Source organism: Nonomuraea sp. KM90, assembly GCF_052246675.1.
Taxonomy (GTDB): domain Bacteria; phylum Actinomycetota; class Actinomycetes; order Streptosporangiales; family Streptosporangiaceae; genus Nonomuraea.
The window spans coordinates 1-22159 of the sequence record NZ_JBQQCB010000044.1 but is presented as its reverse complement, the minus strand read 5'-3'; the positions used below and the strand labels follow the sequence as shown (position 1 = coordinate 22159).

The 22159-nt window shown below is 71.4% G+C and carries 17 protein-coding genes and 1 rRNA gene; 10 read left to right on the top strand and 8 right to left on the bottom strand.

What is annotated here, in order from left to right; all coding sequences use genetic code 11:
- Window positions 1-20: 20 nt before the first annotated feature.
- Both gabT and ACTWPW_RS33315 read left to right on the top strand, forming a co-directional pair.
- Window positions 21-1349 (top strand): 4-aminobutyrate--2-oxoglutarate transaminase, encoded by a 1329-nt coding sequence (gabT, locus tag ACTWPW_RS33320; RefSeq protein ID WP_443170924.1) that lies wholly within the window; start codon window positions 21-23, stop codon window positions 1347-1349.
- A 208-nt stretch (window positions 1350-1557) separates the two neighbouring features.
- The gene (locus ACTWPW_RS33315) at window positions 1558-1758 is read left to right on the top strand and encodes a hypothetical protein (protein WP_443170923.1); all 201 of its coding nucleotides are present in this window, start codon (window positions 1558-1560) and stop codon (window positions 1756-1758) included.
- Between the two features lie 112 nt (window positions 1759-1870).
- On the opposite strand, the gene ACTWPW_RS33310 is transcribed toward ACTWPW_RS33315, so the two are convergent.
- From ACTWPW_RS33310 to ACTWPW_RS33300, 3 genes are all read right to left on the bottom strand, one after another.
- Window positions 1871-3034, bottom strand: coding sequence for an extracellular solute-binding protein (locus ACTWPW_RS33310; RefSeq protein ID WP_443170922.1), 1164 nt, complete (start codon window positions 3032-3034; stop codon window positions 1871-1873).
- Between the two features lie 85 nt (window positions 3035-3119).
- Window positions 3120-4628 carry a CoA-acylating methylmalonate-semialdehyde dehydrogenase gene (locus tag ACTWPW_RS33305; protein WP_375115675.1) on the bottom strand — a complete coding sequence of 503 codons (1509 nt, stop codon included), beginning with the start codon at window positions 4626-4628 and terminating at the stop codon, window positions 3120-3122.
- A complete protein-coding gene (locus ACTWPW_RS33300) occupies window positions 4625-5905 on the bottom strand; it encodes an aspartate aminotransferase family protein (RefSeq protein WP_375115674.1) in 1281 nt (426 codons plus the stop codon). Before ACTWPW_RS33300 ends, ACTWPW_RS33305 begins: the two co-directional genes overlap by 4 nt.
- A 234-nt stretch (window positions 5906-6139) precedes the next feature.
- Between ACTWPW_RS33300 and ACTWPW_RS33295 the strand changes: the two genes are divergently transcribed.
- Window positions 6140-6838 (top strand): alternative oxidase, encoded by a 699-nt coding sequence (locus tag ACTWPW_RS33295; protein ID WP_375115673.1) that lies wholly within the window; start codon window positions 6140-6142, stop codon window positions 6836-6838.
- On the opposite strand, the gene ACTWPW_RS33290 is transcribed toward ACTWPW_RS33295, so the two are convergent.
- On the bottom strand, window positions 6835-8283 hold the full coding sequence (locus tag ACTWPW_RS33290) for an MFS transporter (RefSeq protein ID WP_443170921.1): 1449 nt from the start codon (window positions 8281-8283) through the stop codon (window positions 6835-6837). The genes ACTWPW_RS33295 and ACTWPW_RS33290 overlap by 4 nt on opposite strands.
- A 55-nt stretch (window positions 8284-8338) precedes the next feature.
- On the opposite strand from ACTWPW_RS33290, the gene ACTWPW_RS33285 reads away from it, so the two are divergent.
- From ACTWPW_RS33285 to ACTWPW_RS33265, 5 genes are all read left to right on the top strand, one after another.
- Window positions 8339-9040: a TetR/AcrR family transcriptional regulator C-terminal domain-containing protein gene (locus ACTWPW_RS33285; RefSeq protein WP_443170920.1), complete on the top strand. Its 702-nt coding sequence runs from the start codon at window positions 8339-8341 to the stop codon at window positions 9038-9040.
- A 13-nt stretch (window positions 9041-9053) separates the two neighbouring features.
- Window positions 9054-10682 (top strand): AMP-binding protein, encoded by a 1629-nt coding sequence (locus tag ACTWPW_RS33280; RefSeq protein ID WP_443170919.1) that lies wholly within the window; start codon window positions 9054-9056, stop codon window positions 10680-10682.
- Window positions 10683-10748: 66 nt separating this feature from the next.
- Complete coding sequence (locus ACTWPW_RS33275) at window positions 10749-12365, top strand: PucR family transcriptional regulator (RefSeq protein WP_375119366.1); 1617 nt, start codon at window positions 10749-10751, stop codon at window positions 12363-12365.
- An 18-nt stretch (window positions 12366-12383) separates the two neighbouring features.
- Window positions 12384-12767 (top strand): cupin domain-containing protein, encoded by a 384-nt coding sequence (locus tag ACTWPW_RS33270; RefSeq protein WP_364131748.1) that lies wholly within the window; start codon window positions 12384-12386, stop codon window positions 12765-12767.
- A gap of 22 nt (window positions 12768-12789) precedes the next feature.
- Window positions 12790-13836, top strand: coding sequence for a methyltransferase (locus ACTWPW_RS33265; RefSeq protein WP_443170918.1), 1047 nt, complete (start codon window positions 12790-12792; stop codon window positions 13834-13836).
- Here ACTWPW_RS33265 and trpS read toward each other — a convergent pair.
- Complete coding sequence (trpS, locus tag ACTWPW_RS33260) at window positions 13799-14761, bottom strand: tryptophan--tRNA ligase (RefSeq protein WP_375119368.1); 963 nt, start codon at window positions 14759-14761, stop codon at window positions 13799-13801. The genes ACTWPW_RS33265 and trpS overlap by 38 nt on opposite strands.
- 260 nt (window positions 14762-15021) lie before the next feature.
- On the opposite strand from trpS, the gene ACTWPW_RS33255 reads away from it, so the two are divergent.
- The gene (locus tag ACTWPW_RS33255) at window positions 15022-16491 is read left to right on the top strand and encodes a phosphodiester glycosidase family protein (protein WP_443170917.1); all 1470 of its coding nucleotides are present in this window, start codon (window positions 15022-15024) and stop codon (window positions 16489-16491) included.
- Window positions 16492-16570: 79 nt separating this feature from the next.
- Here the strand turns inward: ACTWPW_RS33255 and ACTWPW_RS33250 are convergent, their stop codons facing one another.
- A complete protein-coding gene (locus tag ACTWPW_RS33250; RefSeq protein WP_375119370.1) occupies window positions 16571-17029 on the bottom strand; it encodes an Lrp/AsnC family transcriptional regulator in 459 nt (152 codons plus the stop codon).
- Between the two features lie 99 nt (window positions 17030-17128).
- Between ACTWPW_RS33250 and ACTWPW_RS33245 the strand changes: the two genes are divergently transcribed.
- Entirely contained in the window at window positions 17129-17770 is a 642-nt protein-coding gene (locus ACTWPW_RS33245; protein ID WP_375119371.1) for a LysE family translocator, read from the top strand.
- A gap of 65 nt (window positions 17771-17835) precedes the next feature.
- Here the strand turns inward: ACTWPW_RS33245 and ACTWPW_RS33240 are convergent, their stop codons facing one another.
- Window positions 17836-20961: a tetratricopeptide repeat protein gene (locus ACTWPW_RS33240; RefSeq protein WP_443170960.1), complete on the bottom strand. Its 3126-nt coding sequence runs from the start codon at window positions 20959-20961 to the stop codon at window positions 17836-17838.
- 1078 nt (window positions 20962-22039) lie between these two features.
- Window positions 22040-22156 (bottom strand): 5S ribosomal RNA (gene rrf, locus ACTWPW_RS33235).
- Window positions 22157-22159: the final 3 nt, after the last annotated feature.

Genomic DNA, 22159 nt, shown 5'->3' with positions numbered 1-22159 from the left:
CCCGCCGTAGCGTCAGAGCCATGACCATTCCCCAGGAGCGGCGCGTCATGACCGCGATCCCAGGCCCCAAGTCCCAGGAGCTGCTGGCCCGCAAGCAGGCCGCCGTCCCGCCCGGCATCGGCACGACCCTGCCGGTCTTCGTCACCCGCGCCGGCGGCGGCGTGGTGCAGGACGCCGACGGGAACTCGCTGATCGACTTCGGCTCCGGCATCGCGGTGACGAACGTGGGCAACGCCGCCCCGAAGGTCGTCGAGCGCGTCCGGAAGCAGGTCGCCGACTTCACCCACACCTGTTTCATGGTCACCCCGTACGAGTCGTACGTGGAGGTGTGCGAGAAGCTCAACGAGCTCACCCCGGGCGACCACGAGAAGCGTACGTTCCTGGTGAACTCGGGCGCCGAGGCCGTGGAGAACGCCGTCAAGATCGCCCGGCACGCCACCGGCAGGCAGGGCGTCGTGGTGTTCGACCACGGCTACCACGGCCGCACGCTGCTCACGATGACGCTGACGGCCAAGAACATGCCGTACAAGCAGGGGTTCGGCCCGTTCGCGCCGGAGGTGTACCGGGTGCCGCTGGCCTACCCGTTCCGCTGGCCGAGCGGCCCGGAGAACTGCGCGGAGGAGGCCGCCGAGCAGGCCATCGACATGATCACCAAGCAGATCGGCGCGCAGAACGTGGCCGCCGTGGTGATCGAGCCGATCGCGGGCGAGGGCGGGTTCATCGTGCCGGCCAGGGGGTTCCTGCCGCGGATCGCCGAGTTCTGCCGGGCCAACGGGATCGTGTTCGTGGCCGACGAGGTGCAGACGGGCTTCGCGCGTACCGGGACGCTGTTCGCGTGCGAGGACGAGGGCGTCGTGCCGGACATCATCACCACCGCCAAGGGCATCGCGGGCGGCCTGCCGCTGGCCGCGGTGACCGGGCGGGCCGAGATCATGGACAAGGTGCACGTCGGCGGCCTGGGCGGCACGTACGGCGGCAACCCCCTCGCCTGCGAGGCCGCGCTCGGCGTGCTGGAGACCATCGAGTCGGAGGACCTGGTCGCCAGGGCCCGGCGGATCGGCGAGATCATGCTCCCCCGGCTGGAGGCGCTCAAGGAGCGCTTCGACGTGGTCGGGGACGTGCGCGGGCGGGGCGCGATGATCGCGATCGAGCTGGTCGAGCCCGGCACCAAGGAGCCGAACCCGACCGCCGTCCAGGAGATCGTCAAGCGCTGCCACGCCGAGGGCCTGCTGGTGCTGACGGCGGGCACGTACGGCAACGTGCTGCGCTTCCTGCCCCCGCTCGTCATCCCCGAGCACCTGCTCGAGGAGGGCCTGGGCATCCTGGAGAAGGCGATCGCCGAGCTCTAGACGAACCCCTACGAAACGGGCATCCAGCTTGCGGCTGGATGCCCGTTTTGCGGTGTAACAGGTGCCACTCGGGTAGAGAATTCACCCTGACTTGACGCTCAGCTAGACGCTCACGGCCTCGGTCAGGGTTATAACGGTTCCGACATACGGAGGGGCGATGGCTGCTGGGAGCGTGATGAACTGGGGTCCGACCAGAACGGCGCGGAACATGTTGACGTTCGACCCTGAGGGCCTGACCTGGGCCCAGCGCGACGGCGACGCCTGCGTCGTCTGCCACAAGAGGTGGCCGCGCCCGCGCGTGCGCGTGGGCCGCCTGCCCGACGACTCGCCCGTGCTGGCCTGCGGCGACTGCGCCGAAGCGCTCATCCCCGCTCCCATGGCCACCGTGGTGGCCTTCCCGTCTCGATAGCGAGACGCCCCGGGACGGGGGGGGAAGGCCCGGGGCGCCTCTGACGGGCCGCGCCCAGCGGGGGGAAGGGGCGGGTCCGCGGCACGGTCACGTGGGGATCGGCGGCTCCCACTCACTTGGCGAGCTCGCGCCACCGTTCTGTCCATGCGGCGTAGTCAGTGCATTCCCCGTCCTCCGCGCCGCAACCCCCGGGCGGCCGCACAGCGAACACGACGCGGTCGAGCCGCTTGTCGTCGCCCACCCCATAGGTCTCGCACATCGTCCTGGCCCGCCCCTTGCACGCCTTGTCGTTGGCGGGCGCCATGCCCACCCACGCGGCCGCGTCGCGCTGCGCGTCCGGCTCGGTCACCCAGTTGAGCCACCGGTAGGCGCAGGTGGTGTCGGGGACGTTCGCGCCGAGCATCCAGGAGTCGACCCACCCGGTGGTCTTACGCGTCTCGATCACCTTGACCGGCTTGCCGGCCGTCTGCAGGAGCAGGCGATGGTAGGGGGTCATCTGGGCGTAGTCGAGCGACCCGGTGGCGAAGCCCTTGACCAGGTCGACCGGGTTGCGCCAGTAGGTGCGGTCCTTGTTGCGCTCCAGCAGCGTCATCGCCTTGCCGAGCTCGGTCTCGCTCAGCTCGTACGGGTCCTTCGCCGAGCCCTCGGCCAGCGCCGCGTCGGCGATCGTCAGCGGGCTGTCCCTGAGCGCCACCCGGTCGGAGGCGAACGCCTGCCCCAGCCCGCCGCCTCTGACCTTGGCCGAGTCGTAGACGAACTCGTCGTAGGCCCACAGGTAGGGCACCCCGTAGACCTTGCCCGACACCGTGGCCATGTCGCGGAAGCGCTCGTCGAGGTCGTCGTAGCCGCTCACCTTGGCCGGGTCGATGGCCTGCACCTGCTTGGCCTCGATCAGGCCGGCGGCCAGCACGGGCCCGGCGGTGATCACGTCGTAGGGGCGCTGGCCGACCCTGGCGGCCATCTCGTCGGCGGTCTGCACGGTGTCGATCCGGGCGATCCGGCAGCCGGTCTCCTTCTCGAACGAGCCCACCCAGTTGGCCTTGGGGCTGGTGCCGCCGTATTCGGCGTAGCCGCGGTAGGTGAGGATCTGCAGCGTGCCGTCGCTCTGCGTGGCGCTCGGGCTCGGGGTGGGAGTGGGCGAAGCCGAGGGCGAGGGCGAGGGCGAGGGCGAGGGCGAGGGCGAGGGCGAGGGCGAGGGTGTGGGACGGGCCGCGCCCATGCCGGAGACCAGCGCCGATGCGGCGAGCGCCAGGGCAAAAGCACGACGACGATTCACCAAGTCCCCCCTTGTCCGTGTGCTGGAGCTTACCGGGGACAGAGCCGGGAGGGACGCCAGTCCCTCCCGGCGCCGCGATCGCCGCTCACCTGTTGGTGGGGAAGCCCAGGTTCACGCCGCCGTGCGAGGGGTCCAGCCAGCGGGAGGTGACGACCTTGCCCCGGGTGTAGAAGTGCACGCCCTCGGTGCCGTGCACGTGCGTGTCACCGAACAGGGAGGACTTCCAGCCGCCGAAGCTGTAGAAGGCCATCGGCACCGGGATGGGCACGTTGATGCCGATCATGCCGACCTCGACCTCGTTCTGGAAGCGCCTGGCCGCGCCGCCGTCGTTGGTGAAGATCGCGGTGCCGTTGCCGTACAGGCCACCGTTGATCACTTCCAGGCCCTCCTCGTACGAGGAGACGCGCACGATCGACAGCACGGGGCCGAAGATCTCGTCGGTGTGCGTACGCGACCCGACGGGCACGTGGTCGAGCACGGTCGGGCCGAGCCAGAAGCCGGGCGCCTCCGACGCCTTGCCGCCGCCCAGCACCTCCGTCTCGCGGCCGTCCACGACCAGCTTGGCGCCCTCCTCGACGCCGAGGTCGAGGTAGGAGGCCACCTTGTCGCGGTGCGGCCCGGTGACCAGCGGCCCCATCTCGGACTTCGGGTCGTCGCCGGGGCCGATCACCAGCTTGTCCACCCGCTCGACGATCTTCTGGACGAGCTCGTCGCCGATCGGGTCCACGGCCAGCACGACGGAGATCGCCATGCACCGCTCCCCCGCCGAGCCGAAGCCCGCCGACACGGCCGAGTCGGCCACCAGGTCGAGGTCGGCGTCGGGCAGGACGAGCATGTGGTTCTTGGCGCCGCCGAGCGCCTGGACGCGCTTGCCGTGGGCGGTGCCGGTCTCGTAGACGTACTGCGCGATCGGGGTGGAGCCGACGAACGACACCGCGCGCACGTCCGGGTGCTCCAGCAGCCGGTCCACGCTCACCTTGTCGCCCTGCACCACGTTGAACACGCCGTCGGGCAGCCCGGCCTCCTGCCAGAGCCGCGCCATGAGCAGCGAGGCCGACGGGTCCTTCTCCGACGGCTTGAGCACGAACGCGTTCCCGCACGCGATCGCGATCGGGTACATCCACATCGGCACCATGGCCGGGAAGTTGAACGGCGTGATCCCGGCCACGACGCCCAGCGGCTGGCGCATCGAGTAGGAGTCCACCCGGGTCGAGACGCCCTCGGAGTAGCCGCCCTTGAGCAGGTGCGGGATCCCGCAGGCGAACTCCACGACCTCCAGCCCGCGGGCCACCTCGCCGAGCGCGTCGGAGTGCACCTTGCCGTGCTCGGCGGAGATCAGCGCAGCCAGCTCGTCGCGGTGGGCGTACATGAGCTCGCGGAAGCGGAACAGCACCTGTGCCCGCTTGACCAGCGACGCGTCCCGCCAGGCGGGGAAGGCCGCGACGGCCGCCGCCACGGCGGCGTCCACGTCCGCGGCCGAGGCCAGCGCGACGTGGCCGCTGACCTCGCCGGTGGCCGGGTTGTAGAGCTCGGCGGTACGTGCGGGGTCGCCGTCCGCGAGGGCTCCGTTGATCCAGTGCTTGACCGACTTCACTGAGCTGCTGCCTCTGCGTTGATGGTTTCGAGGGCGGTGACGATGATGCCGAGGCCCTCGGTGGCCTCGTCCACCGTGAGGGTGAGGGGCGGGGCCATGCGGATGGCGGTGCCGTACAGGCCGCCCTTGCCCGCCAGCAGGCCCGCCTGCTTGGTCAGCTCCATGAAGCGGGCGGCCTGGGCGGGGCTCTCCAGCTCGACGGCGAACATCAGGCCCTTGCCGCGCACGTCCTTGACGACGGGCAGGCGCCCGGCCGCGGCCTTGAGGCCGCCGATGATGATCTCACCGGTACGGGCGGCGTTGGCCTGGAGGTCGTGGTCGAGCACGTAGTCGAGGGTGGCGTTGGCCGCGGCCATGGAGATCGGGTTGCCGCCGAACGTGGACAGGCCCACGGCGTGCGGGCCGTCCATCAGGTCGCCGCGCGCCACGATGCCGCCGACCGCGAAGCCGTTCCCGAGGCCCTTGGCGAACGTGATCATGTCGGGGGTCACGCCGTGGTTCTGGATGCCGAAGAACGCGCTGCCGGTCCGGCCCCACCCCGTCTGCACCTCGTCGGAGATGAACAGGATGCCCTGCTCGTCGAGCACCTCCTTGTACGCGGCGAACAGCCCGTCGGGGGGCATCGTGAACCCGCCCACGCCCTGGATCGGCTCGGCGATCAGCGCCGCCACGTCGTCGGACACGGTCGTGGCCAGCACGTGGCGCAGGTCGTCCACGCACGCCTGGACGTAGTCGGCGTCCGACAGGCCCTTGAACTGGGTCAGGTGCCGGTCGGCGCCGTGCAGGAAGTGCACGTTGAGCGGGGAGAGCGAGTTGTTCTTCCAGGAGCGGTTGGAGGTCACGCTGATCGCGCCGAAGCTGCGCCCGTGGTAGCTCTGGCGCATGGCCAGCACCTGGTCGCTCTTGCGCGCGTACGTGGCCAGCAGCAGCGCCGTCTCGTTGGCCTCGGTGCCGGAGTTGGTGAAGAACACCTTGGCGTCGGGGATGCCGGAGAGCCGCGCGATCTTCTCGGCCAGCTCGATCTGGCCGCGCAGCAGGTAGACGGTGCTGGTGTGCACCACCCCGGTGGCGAGCTGGCGCTCGACGGCCTCGCGCACCTCGGGCACGTCGTAGCCGATCATGTTGGTCAGGATCCCGGCGAAGAAGTCGAGGTAACTCTTGCCGTCCGCGTCGACGACGCGGTTGCCCTTTCCGCTGACGATCTCGATGGGCTCGGTGTAGTTGAGGGCCAGCCAGTTGGGCATCACTGCCCGGTGGCGCGCGAGAAGCTCCGACATGCTACCGAGTATCCCTTTTCCCGCCATGCCGCTCCTACCTACAACCTGTCGGAAGGGCGGCCCGTTGCCTTACATACTGGAATATCCCCTAGGGGATTACCCGTCCGCCTCCAGACGTACGCATCCCGTGCCCAGTACACCGCCGGAATCACCGGAAAAGACCCCTGGCGGCCGACGACCGGAGGCCCCTCTGTCACCGACGATCGGTACATCCGAGGAACGAAGGAGACAGAGATGACCGTCATCGCCGACCACCGCCCCGAAGCCCCGTCCGGCCCGCCGAAGCTCGACCGGGCCCAGCTCCTCCAGGCCCAGCGGGACACCCTGGCCACCCCGCGCATGGACTACAGCCTCCTGGCCAAGATGATGTTCAAGCCGGTCGACCTCATGTACGGCGTGAAGGGGTCGTACACGAAGTTCGCCATGCTGGAGATCATCGCCCGGGTGCCGTACCAGGCGTGGGAACGGATGGGCTACTGGGCCGTCCACCGGCACGCGGGGCGCTCCGGGCTGGCCAGGAGGATCTTCGAGCGGATCGTGGAGGCCCGCGCCGACCAGGACAACGAGCAGTGGCACCTGCTGATCATGCAGGACCTGGTGCAGCGCACCGGGCAGAGACAGACGTGGTTGCTGCACAAGGCGGCGCCGTGGCTGATCGCGTTCTTCTACTACCACGTGTCCTGGGTGCTGTTCCTGGTCAGGCCGGACTGGAGCTACCGGCTCAACGCGGAGTTCGAGGACCACGCCGAGCATGAATACATGACCTTCGTGGCCGAGAACCCGGACCTGGACCTGGTGCCCGACCCCGGCACGTACGCCGCCGAGTACGGCCGCTACCGCTCGGTGGCCGACCTGCTCCGGCAGATCGGCCACGACGAGCGCACCCACAAGCTGGACAGCCTTGAGAGCATGAAGGAACCCCGTGTCCGCTAGACCTGCACGGGTTCGGGGGCCGCGGCGGGCTTGGCCGGACGCAGCACGGTGACGGCGAGCAACGCGGCGGCCACGCAGAACGCGGCCCCGACCCACGAGCCGAGGTGCATGGCGGAGGTGAAGGCCTCGTTGGCCACCTCGGCCAGGCCCAGCGGGTGCGCGGCGCCGATCGACTCCCTGGCGGCCGCGGGCAGGTCGGCGGGCATCTCCGAGGTGTACTTCCCGGCCAGGACGCTGCCCAGGATCGCGATGCTGAGCGCCATGCCGACCTGCTGGACGGTGTCGTTCAGCGCGGAGCCGACGCCGGCGTGGTCCACCGGGATGGCGCCCATGAGCGAGGCGTAGGCGGACGGTCCGGCCAGGCCCCCGCCGATGCCCATGATCACGAGACCGACGAGCAGCGGCAGGTAGCCGGTGGTCATGGCCATGACGACGAAGCCCCCGGCCATGAGCAGCAGCCCGGCGCCGATCAGCACCCGGTTGCTGAGCTTCTGCCCGAGTCCGGCGCCCACGCCGTTGAAGATCGCGGCCGCCACGGCGTAGGGCAGCATGGCCAGCCCGGCCTGCATCTCCCCGTAGCCCAGCACGAACTGCAGGTACTGGGTCAGCATCAGCATCACGGCACCGGCGCCGAACGACATGAGCAGGATCGAGAAGGACGCGCCGCTGAAGTTCCGGTTGGCGAACAGGTGGAGCGGCAACATCGGCTCCTCCCGCCGGCGCTCCCAGACCACGAACGCGGCCAGCGCGACGACCGCCAGCGCGATGACCGGGATGTTCCACTCCCGCTCGATGATCACGTAGACGCCCGCGGTCAGGCCAATGATCGACAGCACCACGCCCACCGGGTCGATCCTCCGCCCGGTGCTGCGGGTCTCGGGCATGAGCACGACGGCGGCCACGATGGCGACCGCCGCCACGGGGATGTTCAGCAGGAAGACCGAGCCCCACCAGTAGTGCTCCAGCATGAAGCCGCCCAGGGTCGGGCCCGACACCATGCCGACCAGGGCCACGGCGCTCCAGGCCGCCATGGCCTTGCGCCGCTCGCTCTCGTCGAACACGGTCATCAGGATCGACAGCGTGGACGGCATGAGCAGCGCGCCGCCGATGCCCATCAGGCCGCGGGCGGCGATGAGCTGCCAGGGCTCGGTGACGACGACGGCGAGCAGCGACGCGCCGCCGAAGAAGGCCAGGCCGATGATCAGGAAGAGGCGCCGGCCGTACTTGTCGGACAGGCTGCCCGAGGTGAGCAGCAGGCCGGCGAAGGCCAGCACGTAGGCGTCAATGATCCACTGGATGTCCGAGGGGGTCGCGCCCATCTCCCGGCTCAGGGAGGGGATGGCCAGGTTGAGCACGGTGTTGTCGATGACCAGCACCAGGAGCGCCAGGCAGAGGACGACGAGGATCCACCAGCGGCGGGGGTCTCGTACAGTGTTCGAGTTCACTCGCACAGCGTACGACAACACTCGTACAGTGTGCGAGGGGATTTATCCTTGGGGTATGAGCAGTAAGGCGTTCTCCTCGGTGTGGCTCCGCGAGTCCCGCAAGGCCACCAGCCCGGGCCGCAGCCGGGAGGAGATCGTCCGGGCCGCGCTCGAACTGCTGGACGAGGAGGGCCCGTCCGGGCTGAGCATGCGCAAGCTGGGCGCGAAGCTGCAGGCAGGGGCCACCAGCCTCTACTGGTACGTCGCCAACAAGGACGAGTTGCTGGAGCTGCTCTACGACGAGGTGTGGGCGGATATGACCGTGCAGGACCCCGACGAGGTGGGCTGGCGCGCGTCCGCCACCACGCTGGCCTACAGCATGCGCCAGGCCATCCTGAGCCACCCGTGGGCGGCCGGCCTCATCGGCCGGTTGCCCGCGCTCGGCCCGAACGCGTTGCACGTCGCCAACGAGATGCGCAGGATGTTCAAGCGCGCCGGATTCACCGGGCTGGACACCGACTTCGCCATCGCCACCCTGACGGCCTACGTCTTCGGCATGACGATTCCCGAGATCGCCTGGAAGACCACGACCGGCAACCGGGAATACGACCCCGAAGAGATGCGGGCGGCGGTCGCCCAGGCCGCCGCCGACTACCCCGACATGCTGGAGAGCGTGAACATGGCCGGCTACGAGGATCCGCAGGCCGTCCGCGCCATGGCCTTCGACTTCGGCCTGCTGTCGATGCTCGACGGCCTTGAGCGGCGGCTGGCGACGTAGCAGGATCCCAGGCATGAGCGATTTCCGTGCCGCCCGCGACTTCCTGCTCGGGGCCGATCCCGCCACCGCCCGCAGCGACTTCCGCTGGCCGGAGCTGACCGAGTTCAACTGGGCGCTCGACTGGTTCGACGGGGTGCTGGCCGCCGAGACCCCCGACGCCGTCGCTCTCAAGATCGTCGGCGCGAGCGGCGCCACCTACACCTTCGCCCGGCTGTCGGCCCGCTCCAACCAGGTCGCCAACTGGCTGCACGAGCAGGGGGTGCGCCGGGGCGACCGGATCCTGCTCATGCTGGGCAACCAGGCCGAGCTGTGGGAGTCGCTGCTGGCCGCGATGAAGCTGGGCGCGGTCGTCATCCCGGCCACCACGCTGCTGACCGCCAAGGACATCACCGAGCGGATCGAGCGCGGCGGCGTCTCCCACGTGATCGCCAACGCCGCCGACGCCGGCAAGTTCGGGGCCGGCGAATACACCCGGATCGGCGTGGGTGACGCCTACAACTGGCTGCCGTACCACGAGGCGTACGAGGCCCAGGAGAGCTTCACCCCCGACGGGCCGACCCGCGCGGACGACACGCTGCTGCTCTACTTCACCTCCGGCACCACCTCGCAGCCGAAGCTGGTCGAGCACACCCACGCCTCCTACCCGGCCGGGCACCTGTCGACGATGTTCTGGATCGGGGTCAGGCCGGGCGACGTGCACCTCAACGTGTCCTCGCCCGGGTGGGCCAAGCACGCCTGGAGCAACGTGTTCGCCCCCTGGAACGCCGGGGCGACCGTGCTGATCCACGACTACCAGCGCTTCTCCGCGCCCGCGCTGCTGGAGGTGCTGCGCGACGAGCGGGTGACCACGTTCTGCGCCCCGCCGACCGTGTGGCGGATGCTCATCCAGGAGGACCTGGCCGCGTGGAAGCTGCCCCTGCGTACGGCCGTGGCCGCCGGCGAGCCGCTCAACCCCGAGATCATCGACCAGGTCGCCAAGGCGTGGGGCCTGACGATCAGGGACGGGTACGGCCAGACCGAGACCACCGCGCAGATCGGCAACGCCCCCGACGAGCCGGTCCGGCCCGGGTCCATGGGGCGGCCGCTGCCCGGCTACGAGGTCGTGCTGATCGACCCCGTCTCCGGTGACCAGGGCGACGACGGAGAGATCTGCCTGCCGCTGGACGGCCGCCGCCCCCTCGGCCTCATGTCCGGATATGTCGGTGGATCGTCGGAGGCCATGCGCGGCGGCTTCTACCACACGGGCGACGTCGCCACCCGAGACGCGGACGGCTACATCACCTACGTGGGCCGCACCGACGACGTCTTCAAGGCCTCCGACTACCGCATCTCGCCGTTCGAGCTGGAGAGCGTCCTGCTGGAGCACCCCGCCGTGACCGAGGCGGCCGTGGTGCCCGCCCCCGACCCGGTACGCCTGGCCGTGCCGAAGGCGTACGTGACGCTCGCCCCGGGGTTCGAGCCGGACGAGTCGACCGCGCGGTCGATCTTCGAGCACTGCCGGCGGGAGCTGGCCCCGTACAAGCGGGTGCGGCGGCTGGAGTTCGACGAGTTGCCGAAGACGATCTCCGGCAAGATTCGCCGCGTTGAGCTGCGCGTACGCGAACCCCGGCGGGAATACCGCGAAGAGGATCTCAACCCATGACAATGGGGGCAAAGTGTAAATTCACCTATGGCCGTTCTTACAGGCTGATCGGCTAGGCTCTGCCCCGTGTTGCCCACCATCGCCGATGTCCTCGCTCTTGAGACCGTGCGCCGGGGCGGCCCGCGCGTGGTCGCGGGCGCCGACCGGCTCGACACCAAGGTGCGGTGGGTGCACGTCGGCGAGATAGCCGACATCGCCCACCTGCTGCGCGGCGGGGAGCTGGTGCTCACCACGGGGGTCGCCCTGCCCGAGGACCCGGAGAAGCTCGCCGACTACATCGGCGAGCTCTCCTCCGTGGGCGCCTCGGGGCTGATCGTGGAGCTGGGCCGCAGGTTCGTCCGCGAGCTGCCGCGGGCCGTGGTCAAGTCTGCCGAGGAGCACGGCCTGCCGGTCGTCGTGCTGACCCGGGAGACACCGTTCGTGCAGATCACCGAGTCGGTGCACGCCCGGATCATCGACATCCAGCTGGAGGAGCTGCGCGCCTCCGAGCAGCTCCACGAGGTCTTCACCGAGCTGTCGGTCGAGGGCGCCTCGCCGGCCGAGGTGCTGGCCCAGGTGGCCCGGCTGTCGAGCCGGCCGGTGCTGCTGGAGAACCTCGCGCACCAGGTGCTGGCCTGCGAGTCCGCCGGGCGCGACGCGGGGACGCTGCTGGCGGGATGGGAGACCAGGTCGCGGGCGGTGGCCCCGGCGGAGCGCACCGCGTACGACCCGGCCTCGGGCTGGCTGGTCACCACGGTCGGGGCGCGCGGGCAGGACTGGGGACGGCTGATCCTGCTCTGCGACGGGCAGCCGTCGCCGCGCGACATGGTGCTGGCCGAGCGCGCCGCCACCACGCTGGCCCTGGGCCGCCTGCTGGAGCGCCACCAGGAGTCGCTGGAGCGCCAGGCGCACGGCACGATCATCACCGGCATCCTGACCCACGCCTACTCCGACCCCGACGAGGCCGCCGCCCGCGCCCGCGCGGTGGGCGTGCCGCTCACCGGGCGCAAGCTGATCAGCGTGGTGATCAGGCCGACCGAGCCCATCGACCAGGCGCTGGACGGCCAGGCGCAGCTCGGCGAGCTGGCCGAGGCCACCGCCGCCGCCTGCCGCGACGCCCGCCTGCCCGCCCTGGTGGGCGCGCTCGACCAGGAGCGGGTCGGGGTGCTGCTGCCGCTCCCGCCGCGCACGCAGGCCGAGACCGCGCTGACCTCGCTCGCCGAGCGGCTGCGCGTGCTGTGGCGGCCCGGCTCGGCGTTCGTGCTGGCGGCGGGCTCGGTGGTGGAGTCCATCAGGGACGTACGCCGCAGCTTCCTCGAGGCCGAGCAGGTGGCCGACGTCGCCGTCCGCCAGCCCGACGGCCGGCCCTTCTACCGGCTGCCCGACCTGCGCCTGCGCGGCCTGCTCCACCTGCTGCGCGACGACGCGAGGATACAGACGTTCGCCGAGCGGGAGCTGGGGCCGCTGCTGGCCCACGACGCGCAGCGGGGCGGCGACCTGACCCGGATCCTGCGCGTCTACCTGGACTCCGGGCGCAACAAGGCCGTCGCCGCACAGAAGGCCCACCTGTCCAGGCCGGCCTTCTACGACCGCCTGCGGCGCCTCGAACGCATCCTCGACACCGACCTCGACGACGTGGAGTCGTGCCTCTCCCTGCACGTGGCACTGCTGGCGCTGGAGTCGTTCCGCAGGGAGAGCCGTTAATGTGCTGAAATGGGCGATATGTCTGACGTGCTGATGCCCGACGTGGCCGACCTCGGCCGCATGATCGCCACCGCGGGGGCCTTCTCCGTGCCCGTACACGACGTACGGCTGACCCCCGACGAGCTCGCTCCCGAGCAGATCGTCGCGGGCGATCCCGCCACGTCGTCCCTGGAGCTGGGCGACGGACGGGGCATCTGGGAGATCACGCCGGGCGTCGTGACCGACGTGGAGAGCGACGAGATCTTCGTCGTGCTGTCCGGCCGCGCCACGATCGCCGTCGAGGGCGGCACCACGATCGAGGTCGGCCCGGGGGACGTCTGCCTGCTGGCCGAGGGCGCCAGGACGACGTGGATCGTGCACGAGACGCTGCGCAAGGTCTATCAGACCCGGCGGTCCGCGTAGTTCGCGACCTACCGTCGCTAGTGTGCCCCTCTTCTTCAACCCCTTCGAGGCCGCGGCCCACCGGCTGGCGATCGTGCCTCCCATGTTCGACTACTTCGGCGCCCTGGGTCTGCACGCGGTCGTCGCGGCGGCCCGGATCGGCGTCTTCGACGCCCTGCGCCGGCGACCTTCCACCGGCGTCGAGCTGGCCGCCGCGCTCGGGCTCGATCCCCGCGCGGCCGACGCGCTGTTACGGGCCCTGGCCGGGCTCGGCTACCTGAGAGCCGGCGGCGGCCGCTACCGGCTGACCCGCACCGCGCGGCTGTGGCTCACGACCGACTCACCGACGTCGCTGGTGGCGGGGCTGGAGTTCTGGGAGCGTACCGCCTGCGTGATCTGGCCCAGGCTGGAGAAGGCGGTGCGCGACGGATCGCCGGTCACGCCGTTCTACGCGCTGCTGGAGAGCGACCCCGAGCTGTCGCGCTCGTTCCAGGCGTGGACGGCGGCGGTCGCGGGCCGCCAGGCCCCGGCCACGGCGCGGGCCATCCCCGTGCCACGCGGCGCCCGCCGGGTGCTCGACGTGGGGGGCGGGCACGGCCTGTTCAGCGTGGAGCTGCTGCGCCGCCACCCCGGGCTGCGGGCCACCGTGATCGACCTGCCGCGGGCGCTGGAGGCCGCCGCCGAGCATCCCCGGCTGACGCTGCGCGCCGGGTCGTTCCTGGACGACGACCTCGGCGACGGGTACGACGTCGTCATGCTGTTCAACATCGTGCACGGGCTGACCGACGAGGAGGCGGCCCAGCTGTTCCGGCGCGTGGCGGCGGCGCTGAACCCGGGCGGCACCATCGTGGTCGGCGACCAGTTCTCCGACAGCGTCATGCCGGGCCGGGCCAGCCGTACCCTGCTGCGCCTGCTGGACCTGAACTACCTGGTCGCCGTGGGCGGCAGGGTACGCGCGCTGCGCGAGGTGGCGGGCCTGCTGCGGGCGGCCGGCTTCCGCGGGGTCCGGCACCGCCGCCCGTTCGGCTCCCCCGCCACGGAGCTGGCCGTGGCTAGAACCCCATCGCGGCCCTCACCTCGTCGAGCGTGAGGACCGCCCGCTCGCGGGCCCTGGCGTTGCCGTCGGCCAGGATCTGCCGGACGTCGGCCGTGGCCAGCTCGGCCCGGCGCCTCCTGATCGGGCGCAGGAACTCGTTGACCGCCTCGGTCGCCACGCGCTTGAGCGTGGCGGCCCCGCCGTCCCCGATCTCGTCGGCGAGCTCGTGCGGCGGGCGGCCCAGGCACAGGCCGGTCAGCGTGAGCAGGTTGGCCACCTCCGGCCTGCGTACCTCGTCGAAAGTGATCAGCCGGTCGGAGTCGGTGCGGGCCCCGCGGATGAGGGCGGCCGTCTCGTCCTCGGTGGCCGACAGGGCGATCGCGTTGCCCCGGCTCTTGCTCATCTTGCCGCCGTCCAGGCCCTTGAGCAGCGGTTGCTCCCCCAGCAGGGCGTCAGGCAGCGGGAACACCGCGCCGTAGCGCTCGTTGAAGCGCCGCGCGACCAGCCGCGTCACCTCCAGGTGCGGCAGCTGGTCCTTGCCCACGGGCACCAGCGTGCCCTTGCAGAACAGGATGTCGGCCGCCTGGTGCACCGGATAGGTGAACATCAGGCCGCTCACCGCCTGCTGGGAGCTGTGCGCGATCTCGTCCTTCACCGTGGGGTTGCGCCGCAGCTCGGCCACCGACACCAGGCTCAGGAACGGCAGCAGGAGCTGGTTCAGCTCGGGAACCGCGCTGTGCTGGAAGATCGTGACCTTGGCCGGGTCGATGCCGACCGCGAGATAGTCGAGCAGCAGCTCGGTGGTGTGCCGCCGGATCTCGCCAGGTACGTCACGGTCGGTGATCACCTGATAGTCGGCGATCAGCACGTACATCGGATAGCGGTCCTGCAGCTCCACCCGGTTGGCCAGCGAGCCGAAATAGTGGCCGAGATGCAGGCGGCCCGTCGGGCGGTCACCCGTGAGCACGACGTCGTTCATGAGGTCTCTCTCCTTTGGGATCATGCCGTCCCGGAGAGGAGCCACCCCGCTTGCCGGGGCCGTCTCGGGGACGGCCCACGCATGGGAATTCAGCGGCCGTCTGTCGGCCGCCACCACATGCAGATGCGAGTCATATACGAATGGTATCGGTTCGTGGTGTCAATCTCGTAACCTCTTTACTCGTTTGGCGTGTTCCCCTGACCCGGAGACCTTGATCTCGCCACTATGGTGCGGTCCCTTTTCCGCCCTCTGGAGAGTTCATGTCTCGACGCACCCTCGCCGGCGGCCTGGCCATAGCCGCGGCGCTCACCCTCACCGCGCTGCCCGCGACAGCGGAGCAGCTGTCGGTGAGGTTCCCGTCGGCCAAGTTCCCGCTGGGCACCCGGCCCGTGCCGACCAAGACGATGACCGCCGTGACGCAGGGCATCGACCTGTACGACGTGAAGGCGGGCTCGCACACCGACGGTTACACGGTGACCGTCCTGATGCCCAACGGCCGCGACACCGGGACACTCCCGAACGCCGAGACCAAGGTCGCCGAGGTGGAGGCGACCGGCGAGGCCGCCAGCCTGCAGAAGATCGTCCGGCCGGCGGTCGCCGACGCCCCCGCCAAGACCGAGTACATGGTCCGCGTCGGCCTGTGGTCCTTCAAGGACAAGAAGAAGGCCGAGGAGAAGGCGAAGCAGCTCAAGGACGCGGGCCTGAAGGTCAAGGTCGACTACCTCGGCGACGACGGTCTCAAGACCACCGGCCCGTGGGACGCCAGAGTCCTCATGATCGACGTCAAGACGTTCCGCGGCTCGTACGCCGCCTCGCTCGGCACCAGCGTGGCCAAGCGGGAGACCGTCTCGTCGATGGCCAAGGCCCGCAACGCCATCGTCGGCCTCAACGGCGGCTTCTTCAACATCCACACCGACAAGGCGCTGCGCGGCGAGCCCGTGGGCGCGTCCGTGGTCGGCGGCAAGCTGCTGAGCGAGGCCATCGAAGGCCGCTCGGCCGTCGTGCTCAAGGGCCGCACCGCCAAGATCACCGAGCTGAAGACCGACATCACCGCGATCTCGCAGGACGGCGAGCGGGTCGAGGTCAACGGCGTCAACCGGGCCGCGACGACGGACGAGCTGGTGCTGTACACGGAGGAGTACGGAGCCAAGACGCCCACCGGCGGGACCGACGCCGTCCTCGACGCCAACGGCAGGGTCGTGGGCCTGCGCGCCTCGGGCGGCGCGGTGACCGCCGGCATGCGAGTGCTGCACGGCAACGGCGTGGCCTCCGACTGGCTCAACGAGCACGCCTGGCAGGAGTGGACGGTCAAGATCGATACGAAGGTCGTGGACCTGCGGACGAAGCGGGCGCTCAAGCTCACCCCCGACCTGAACGTGATCGCGGGCGGCGTCGGCCTCGTACGCAACGGCAGGGTGAAGATCACCGCCAAGCGCGACGGGCACGACTCGATGAACATGATCCTGCGCCGCCACCCGCGCACCCTCCTCGGCACCACCCGCAACGGCAGCCTGATCCTGGTCACCATCGACGGGCGGCAGCCCGGGGTGACGATCGGGGCGAACTTCGTGGAGGCCGCCCAGTTCATGCGCTGGCTGGGCGCGACGCAGGCGATCAACTTCGACGGCGGCGGCTCGACGGCCATGGTGGTCGGCAACAAGCTGGTCAACCGCCCGTCCGACGGCGCCGAGCGCGCCGTCGGCGACGCCCTCCTGGTCCTGCCCCAGTAAGCCGCCGGGGCCCGCACCGGCGTGTGCGGGCCCTCAGCCCCGTCACCGGCGTACGCGCCCTCGACCCCTCCGTGCGAGCTCAGCCGATCACCGGCAGGCCGGTGTCCGCCTTCACGGCTTTCATCGCCAGGTGCGAGGTCACCTGCGCCACCCCGGGCAACCCGGACAACGTCTCGGAGTAGAACCGCTCGTAGGCCGCCAGATCCGCCACCGCGATCCGCAGCAGGAAGTCCGGATCCCCGAAGAGCCGGTGCGCCTCCACCACCTCGGGCATCTCCGCCACCCGCCGCTCGAACTCCGCCACCGTGTCGTGGTCCTCGTACCGCATCACCACCGTGACGAACGCCTGGAACCCGCGCCCCACCGCGCCCCCGTCGAGCAGCGCCCGATAGCCGCGGATGACGCCGCTCTCCTCCAGCTGCCGCACCCGGCGCAGGCACGGTGACGGCGTGAGCCCCACCCTGTCGGCCAGCTCGGTGTTGCTGAGCCGCCCGTCCCGCTGCAGCTCCTGGAGAATCCTGCGGTCAATCCTGTCCATGACGCAACATCGTGCCACGCAGCCCACCGTGTCGGCACGAATCCACCATCGCCTGCCAACCCTCCCCGGCTACCGTCACCACGGAGGAGGTACATCGTCGTGGACACCCGGCTCCTGCTGCTCTTCCTGGGCATGGATCTGCTGCTCATCTGCACCCCCGGCCCCGACCTGCTCTACGTGACGGCCCGCTCCCTCGGGGCGGGCCGCCGGACGGGGCTGACGGCGGTGGCGGGCATCTGCTGCGGTTACGCCGTGCACACCGTCCTGGCCGCCGCCGGGCTGGCCGCCGCGCTGCGCGCCGTCCCCGCCGCCCTGCCCGCGATGCGCTACGCCGGGGCCGCGTACCTGGTGTTCCTCGCGGTCAGGACGCTGATGTCGCTGAGGAGCCGCACCGGCCCCGCACCCGGCTCGCCACCGGCCGAGCCGCCGGCCCAGCCTGCGGGCCGGGTGTTGCGGCAGAGCATGCTCACGGCCCTGCTCAACCCGAAGGGCCTGCTGCTGTACCTGTCGCTGATGCCGCAGTTCATCGCGCCCGGCACGGGACTTCCGCTGGGCGTCCAGCTGACCGCGCTCGGCCTGCTGCACGTCGTGAACTGCGGCCTGCTCTACGGCCTGGCCGCCGTCGCCACGGCCCGGGCCGGCCGCGCCCTGGCCGGCACCCCGAAGGCGGCGCGGCGGATCTCGGCCGTGTCGGGCACGATGTTGCTGGTGGTCGCGGCGGCCACGCTCAGCACCCATTAGCCCCCTTCCACGACAGCCGGACCGCTCGCCCCGTGGGCCGTTCCATCACGGCCACGCCCGCCGCTTCATCGGGCCTGCTCCCCCCAGTAGGCGAGTTGCTCCCTGGTGGTGCGGGTCGCCGGGTGGCCGGGGCCGAGCACGCGCTCCCGGACCGGCAGCAGCGCCGCGCACTGGTCGCGGGCCGCCGCCGGGTCACCCGCGCGGCCGGTCCAGTACGCGAGGTTGGCGCGGGCGGTCAGCGTGTCGGGGTGCTCGCGGCCGGAGGCGCGCTCGCGCAGGGGCAGCAGGGCGGCGTACGCGTCCCTGGCCGCCACCGGGTCCCCCAGCTCACCCGTCCACCGGGCCAGCTCGTGCCGGATCGTCAGCGTGTCGGGGTGTTCGGGCCCGAGCACCCGCTCCCTGACCGGCAGCAGCGCCGCGTACTCGGCGCGCGCCGCCACCGCGTCACCGGCCTGGCCGGTCCAGTACGCGAGGTTGTGCCGGGTGATCAGTGTGTCCGGGTGTTCGGGGCCGAGCACCCGTTCCCTGACCGGCAGCAGCATCGCGCACTGGTCGCGGGCCGCCGCCGGGTCCCCGGCCTGGCCGGTCCAGAAGGCGAGGTTGTGCCGGGTGGTGAGGGTGTCCGGGTGCTCGTGGCCGGAGGCGCGCTCGCGGCGGACGAGGAGCTCGGCGTACTGGGCCCTGGCCGCCACCGCGTCGCCCAGCTCGCCGGTCCACCGGGCCAGCTCGTGGCGGGTGATCAGGGTGGCGGGGTGCTGGGGGCCGAGGACGCGTTCCCGGACCGGCAGCAGCGCGGCGCAGTGGTCGCGGGCCCCTGCCGGGTCCCCCGCCTGGCCGGTCCACTGCGCCAGGTTGGCGCGGGCGGTCAGGGTGTCGGGGTGATCGGGGCCCTGGACGCGTTCCCGGATGGGCAGCAGGGCCGCGTACTGATCACGGGCCGCCGCCGCGTCCCCCAGCTCACCCGTCCACCGGGCGAGCTCGTGCCGGATGGTCAGCGTGTCGGGGTGTTCGGGGCCGGACACGCGCTCGCGCACGACCAGGAGGGCCGCGTACTGATCGCGCGCCGCCACCGCGTCCCCGAGCTCGCCCGTCCACCGGGCCAGCTCGTGCCGGTTGATCAGGGTGGAGGGGTGGTCCGGGCCTTGGACCCGCTCGCGGATGGGGAGCAGGGCCGCGTACTGGTCCCTGGCCGCCGCCGGGTCCCCCGCCTGGCCGGTCCACTGGGCCAGGTTGGCCTGGGTGATGAGGGTGTCGGGGTGCTCGGGTCCGGACACGCGGCTGCGTACGGGGAGGAGCGCGGCGTACTGGTCCCGGGCGGCCACCGGATCGCCCGCCCGCCCGGTCCACTGCGCGAGGCTGTGGCGGGTGGTCAGCGTGTCGGGGTGCTCGGGACCGAGCACGCGCTCGTAGATCGGGAGCAATGCCGCGTACTGCCGCCGCGCCGACTCCGCGTCCCCCAGCTCGCCGGTCCACCGCGCCAGCTCGTGCCGGATGGTCAGCGTGTTGGGGTGCTCCGGACCCTGCACCCGCTCCCTGACCGGCAGCAATGCCGCGTACTGGTCCCGCGCCGCCACCGCGTCCCCCAGCTCACCCGTCCACCGCGCCAGCTCGTGCCGGATCGTCAGCGTGATCGGGTGCTCGGGGCCGAGCCGGTGTTCGCGGATGGGCAGCAGGGCCGCGTACTGCCGCCGCGCCGACTCCGCGTCCCCCAGCTCGCCGGTCCACCGGGCCAGCTCGTGCCGGGCGGTCAGCGTGGCGGGATGCTCGGCGCCCAGCCTCGCGGTCAGGGCCTCGCTGATCTCCCTGAACAACGCCCTCGCCGTACGGTAGTCGCCGCTCGCCCCGAGATACTGCGCGGTCTTGGCCATCCCGGGCGAGGACGGGACGAGCACGGCCAGGATGTGCGGCAGCAAGTGGGCGTACCGGGACCACGTGCCGGCGTGGGCGGGGTCGTCGGGCAGCACGGACTCCAGGAGCACGGCGGCCGCGTCGCGCCAGCGCTGCTGCTCGTTGGGTGGAAGCTGGTCGAGAGTGACGGCCTGCACCAGGCGGTGCACCGACAGGTTCCCCTCCGCCGGAAGGCCGATCAGGCTGTGGCCGCGCAGCGCGGCGACGGCGGCGTTGACCGTGATGGTGTCGCGCGGCAGCCGCTGCAACACCCCCAGCGCGCTGAGCCAGGGGCGCACGTCGCGGAACAGCCGCGGGTTCGGCAACCGCCCGTACGCCCGCTGCCGCCGCACGTCCGCGGCCAGCAACTCGCGCGGGCTGCACCGTTCGAGCTGCGAGAGCAGCAGGTGGTACGGGATCGCCTCGTGGGAGTAGCAGGCCAGCACGCGCAGCAGCGCGATCGCCTGGGGGCTGGTGCGGGCCAGGTTCCTGAACGACAGCTGCCAGGTGGTGGTGACGCGCTCCTGGTATCCCCACGCCTGGCCCTGGGCGAGCAGCTCGGCGCGCTGGTCGTGCAGCAGGTCGAGGTACTCCGAGAGGGTCAGGCCGGTCTCGGCCATGTACGCGGCGGCCTGCTCCAGCGCCAGCGGCAGCGCGCCCAGCTCGGCCACCACGGCGGAGGCGGCGGCGCCGTCGTCCTGCCCGGAGCGCGCCAGCACCAGCGCCGCCCCCGGCTCCGGCTCCAGCACCGGCAGCTCCAGCCCCTGCTCCCGAGGCCAGCTCCCGGACCGGCTGGTGATCAGCACATGCCCGGGTCCCGCCGGAGGGAGGTACGGGCGCAGCGCATCGGCCTCCGGGGCGTTGTCGAAGATCAGCAGCCAGGGGCCGGCGTGGGCGGCGAGCACGGCATGCACCTGATCGACCGGATCTGCGGCGTCGACCATGTCCCGTAACCCCAGCAACGCCGCCAGCCGGGCGAACGCGGCCGACAGGACGGCCGGGTCGGCGGCGGGCAGTTGCCAGACGAGCTGGTAGTCCTGGTGGTGGCGGTGGGCGTACTCGAGGACGAGGCTGGTCTTGCCCACGCCGCCGAGCCCGTACACGGCGACCACGCACGGCTCGACCGGCCCGGCGATGAGACGCTCCCGCAGCCCCGCCACCACCTCGTCGCGCCCGAGCAGCCGCGGAGGACGGGGCGGGAGCTGCACGGGGCGGGTGGGCACCGGGGGGCGGGGCGGCAGACGCACGTCACCGACGACGTCCACATGACCGACGGTCACGGCGGTCGCCCCGTCCCCGGTCATCGCCACCCCGGCGTTATCCCCACCCACAGCAATGGAACGTTCCATATCCCCTGCGACTACAGCTGACCCACGGCCCGCCGCCCGCCCATCCCCCGAGGCCCCGGCACCCGCAGGGACGTCTGCCCCCGCACCCGCGTCGGCCCCCACTCGGGGCTCGGACCCCGACGACGCGCCAGTCCGCCCCCGCCCGCCAGACCCCGCACGAGGGCCGGACTCTGCACGAGCGTCAGACTCCGCGTGGGCGTCGCTCCCCGCAGTGTCGGCGTCCGCACAGGCGTCGGACCCCGCACGCGCCTCGGACCCCGCACGCGCCTCGGACCCGGCGCGAGCGTCGGACCCCGCTTGTGCACCCATCCCTGATCCGGTGCCGGATCCCGCTCGCGAGTCGGATTCCGCTTGGGCGCCCGTTCCCCTTCGCGGGTCGGACCCCGTTCGCGGGTCGGACCCCGACGGAGAGTCGAACTCCGGCGACTCACCAGACGCACCGACCACCTGGCCAGGCTCGTCAGTCGGTCTCGGATCGACGCCACCCGCCAGCGGGGGCGCGTCCGGCGTGGGGGCGGCCAGCGGGGAGGGCACATGGGGCCGCTCAGGATCACCCGCGCCACCGGGAGCCTTCGCAGGGCCGGAACCGCATCCGGCGAGCGACGATCCGTGCGGCGGCGGCATCCTGGCCGAAGTGGGACGCCGGCGTCGGCGATGCGACGCAGCCAGCGCACCTGCGACGAGCAACCCGACGCTCCCCAGGGAGATGCTGATCAGGCTGTCCTGCTCGTCCAGAAACATCAGCAGCGTGCCCGGCATCCCCAACGCGTCCGCCATGACGTCCGCCGCCCCGGCGGCCAACAAAGTGAGCGAAACCGGGACAACCATCCAGGTGAGGAGCCGCGAACGCCGGTGTTTATGTCGTGCCGATCCGGAGGTCGGCTCTGAAGGGGGTGACGCCGTCATTCATCCAGGGTGACGGCGTACTCTGACCGACGCCACCGAAACTGCGTCATGCCCGGAAAACACCCTATGCATGGGGAAATAAAAAGAGCCCCGATCATAGCCGATCGGGGCTCTTTCTATAAAGATTGTCCGGCGGTGACCTACTCTCCCACACCCTCCCGAGTGCAGTACCATCGGCGCTGAGAAGCTTAACTTCCGGGTTCGGAATGTAACCGGGTGTTTCCTTCCCGCCATAACCGCCGTAACC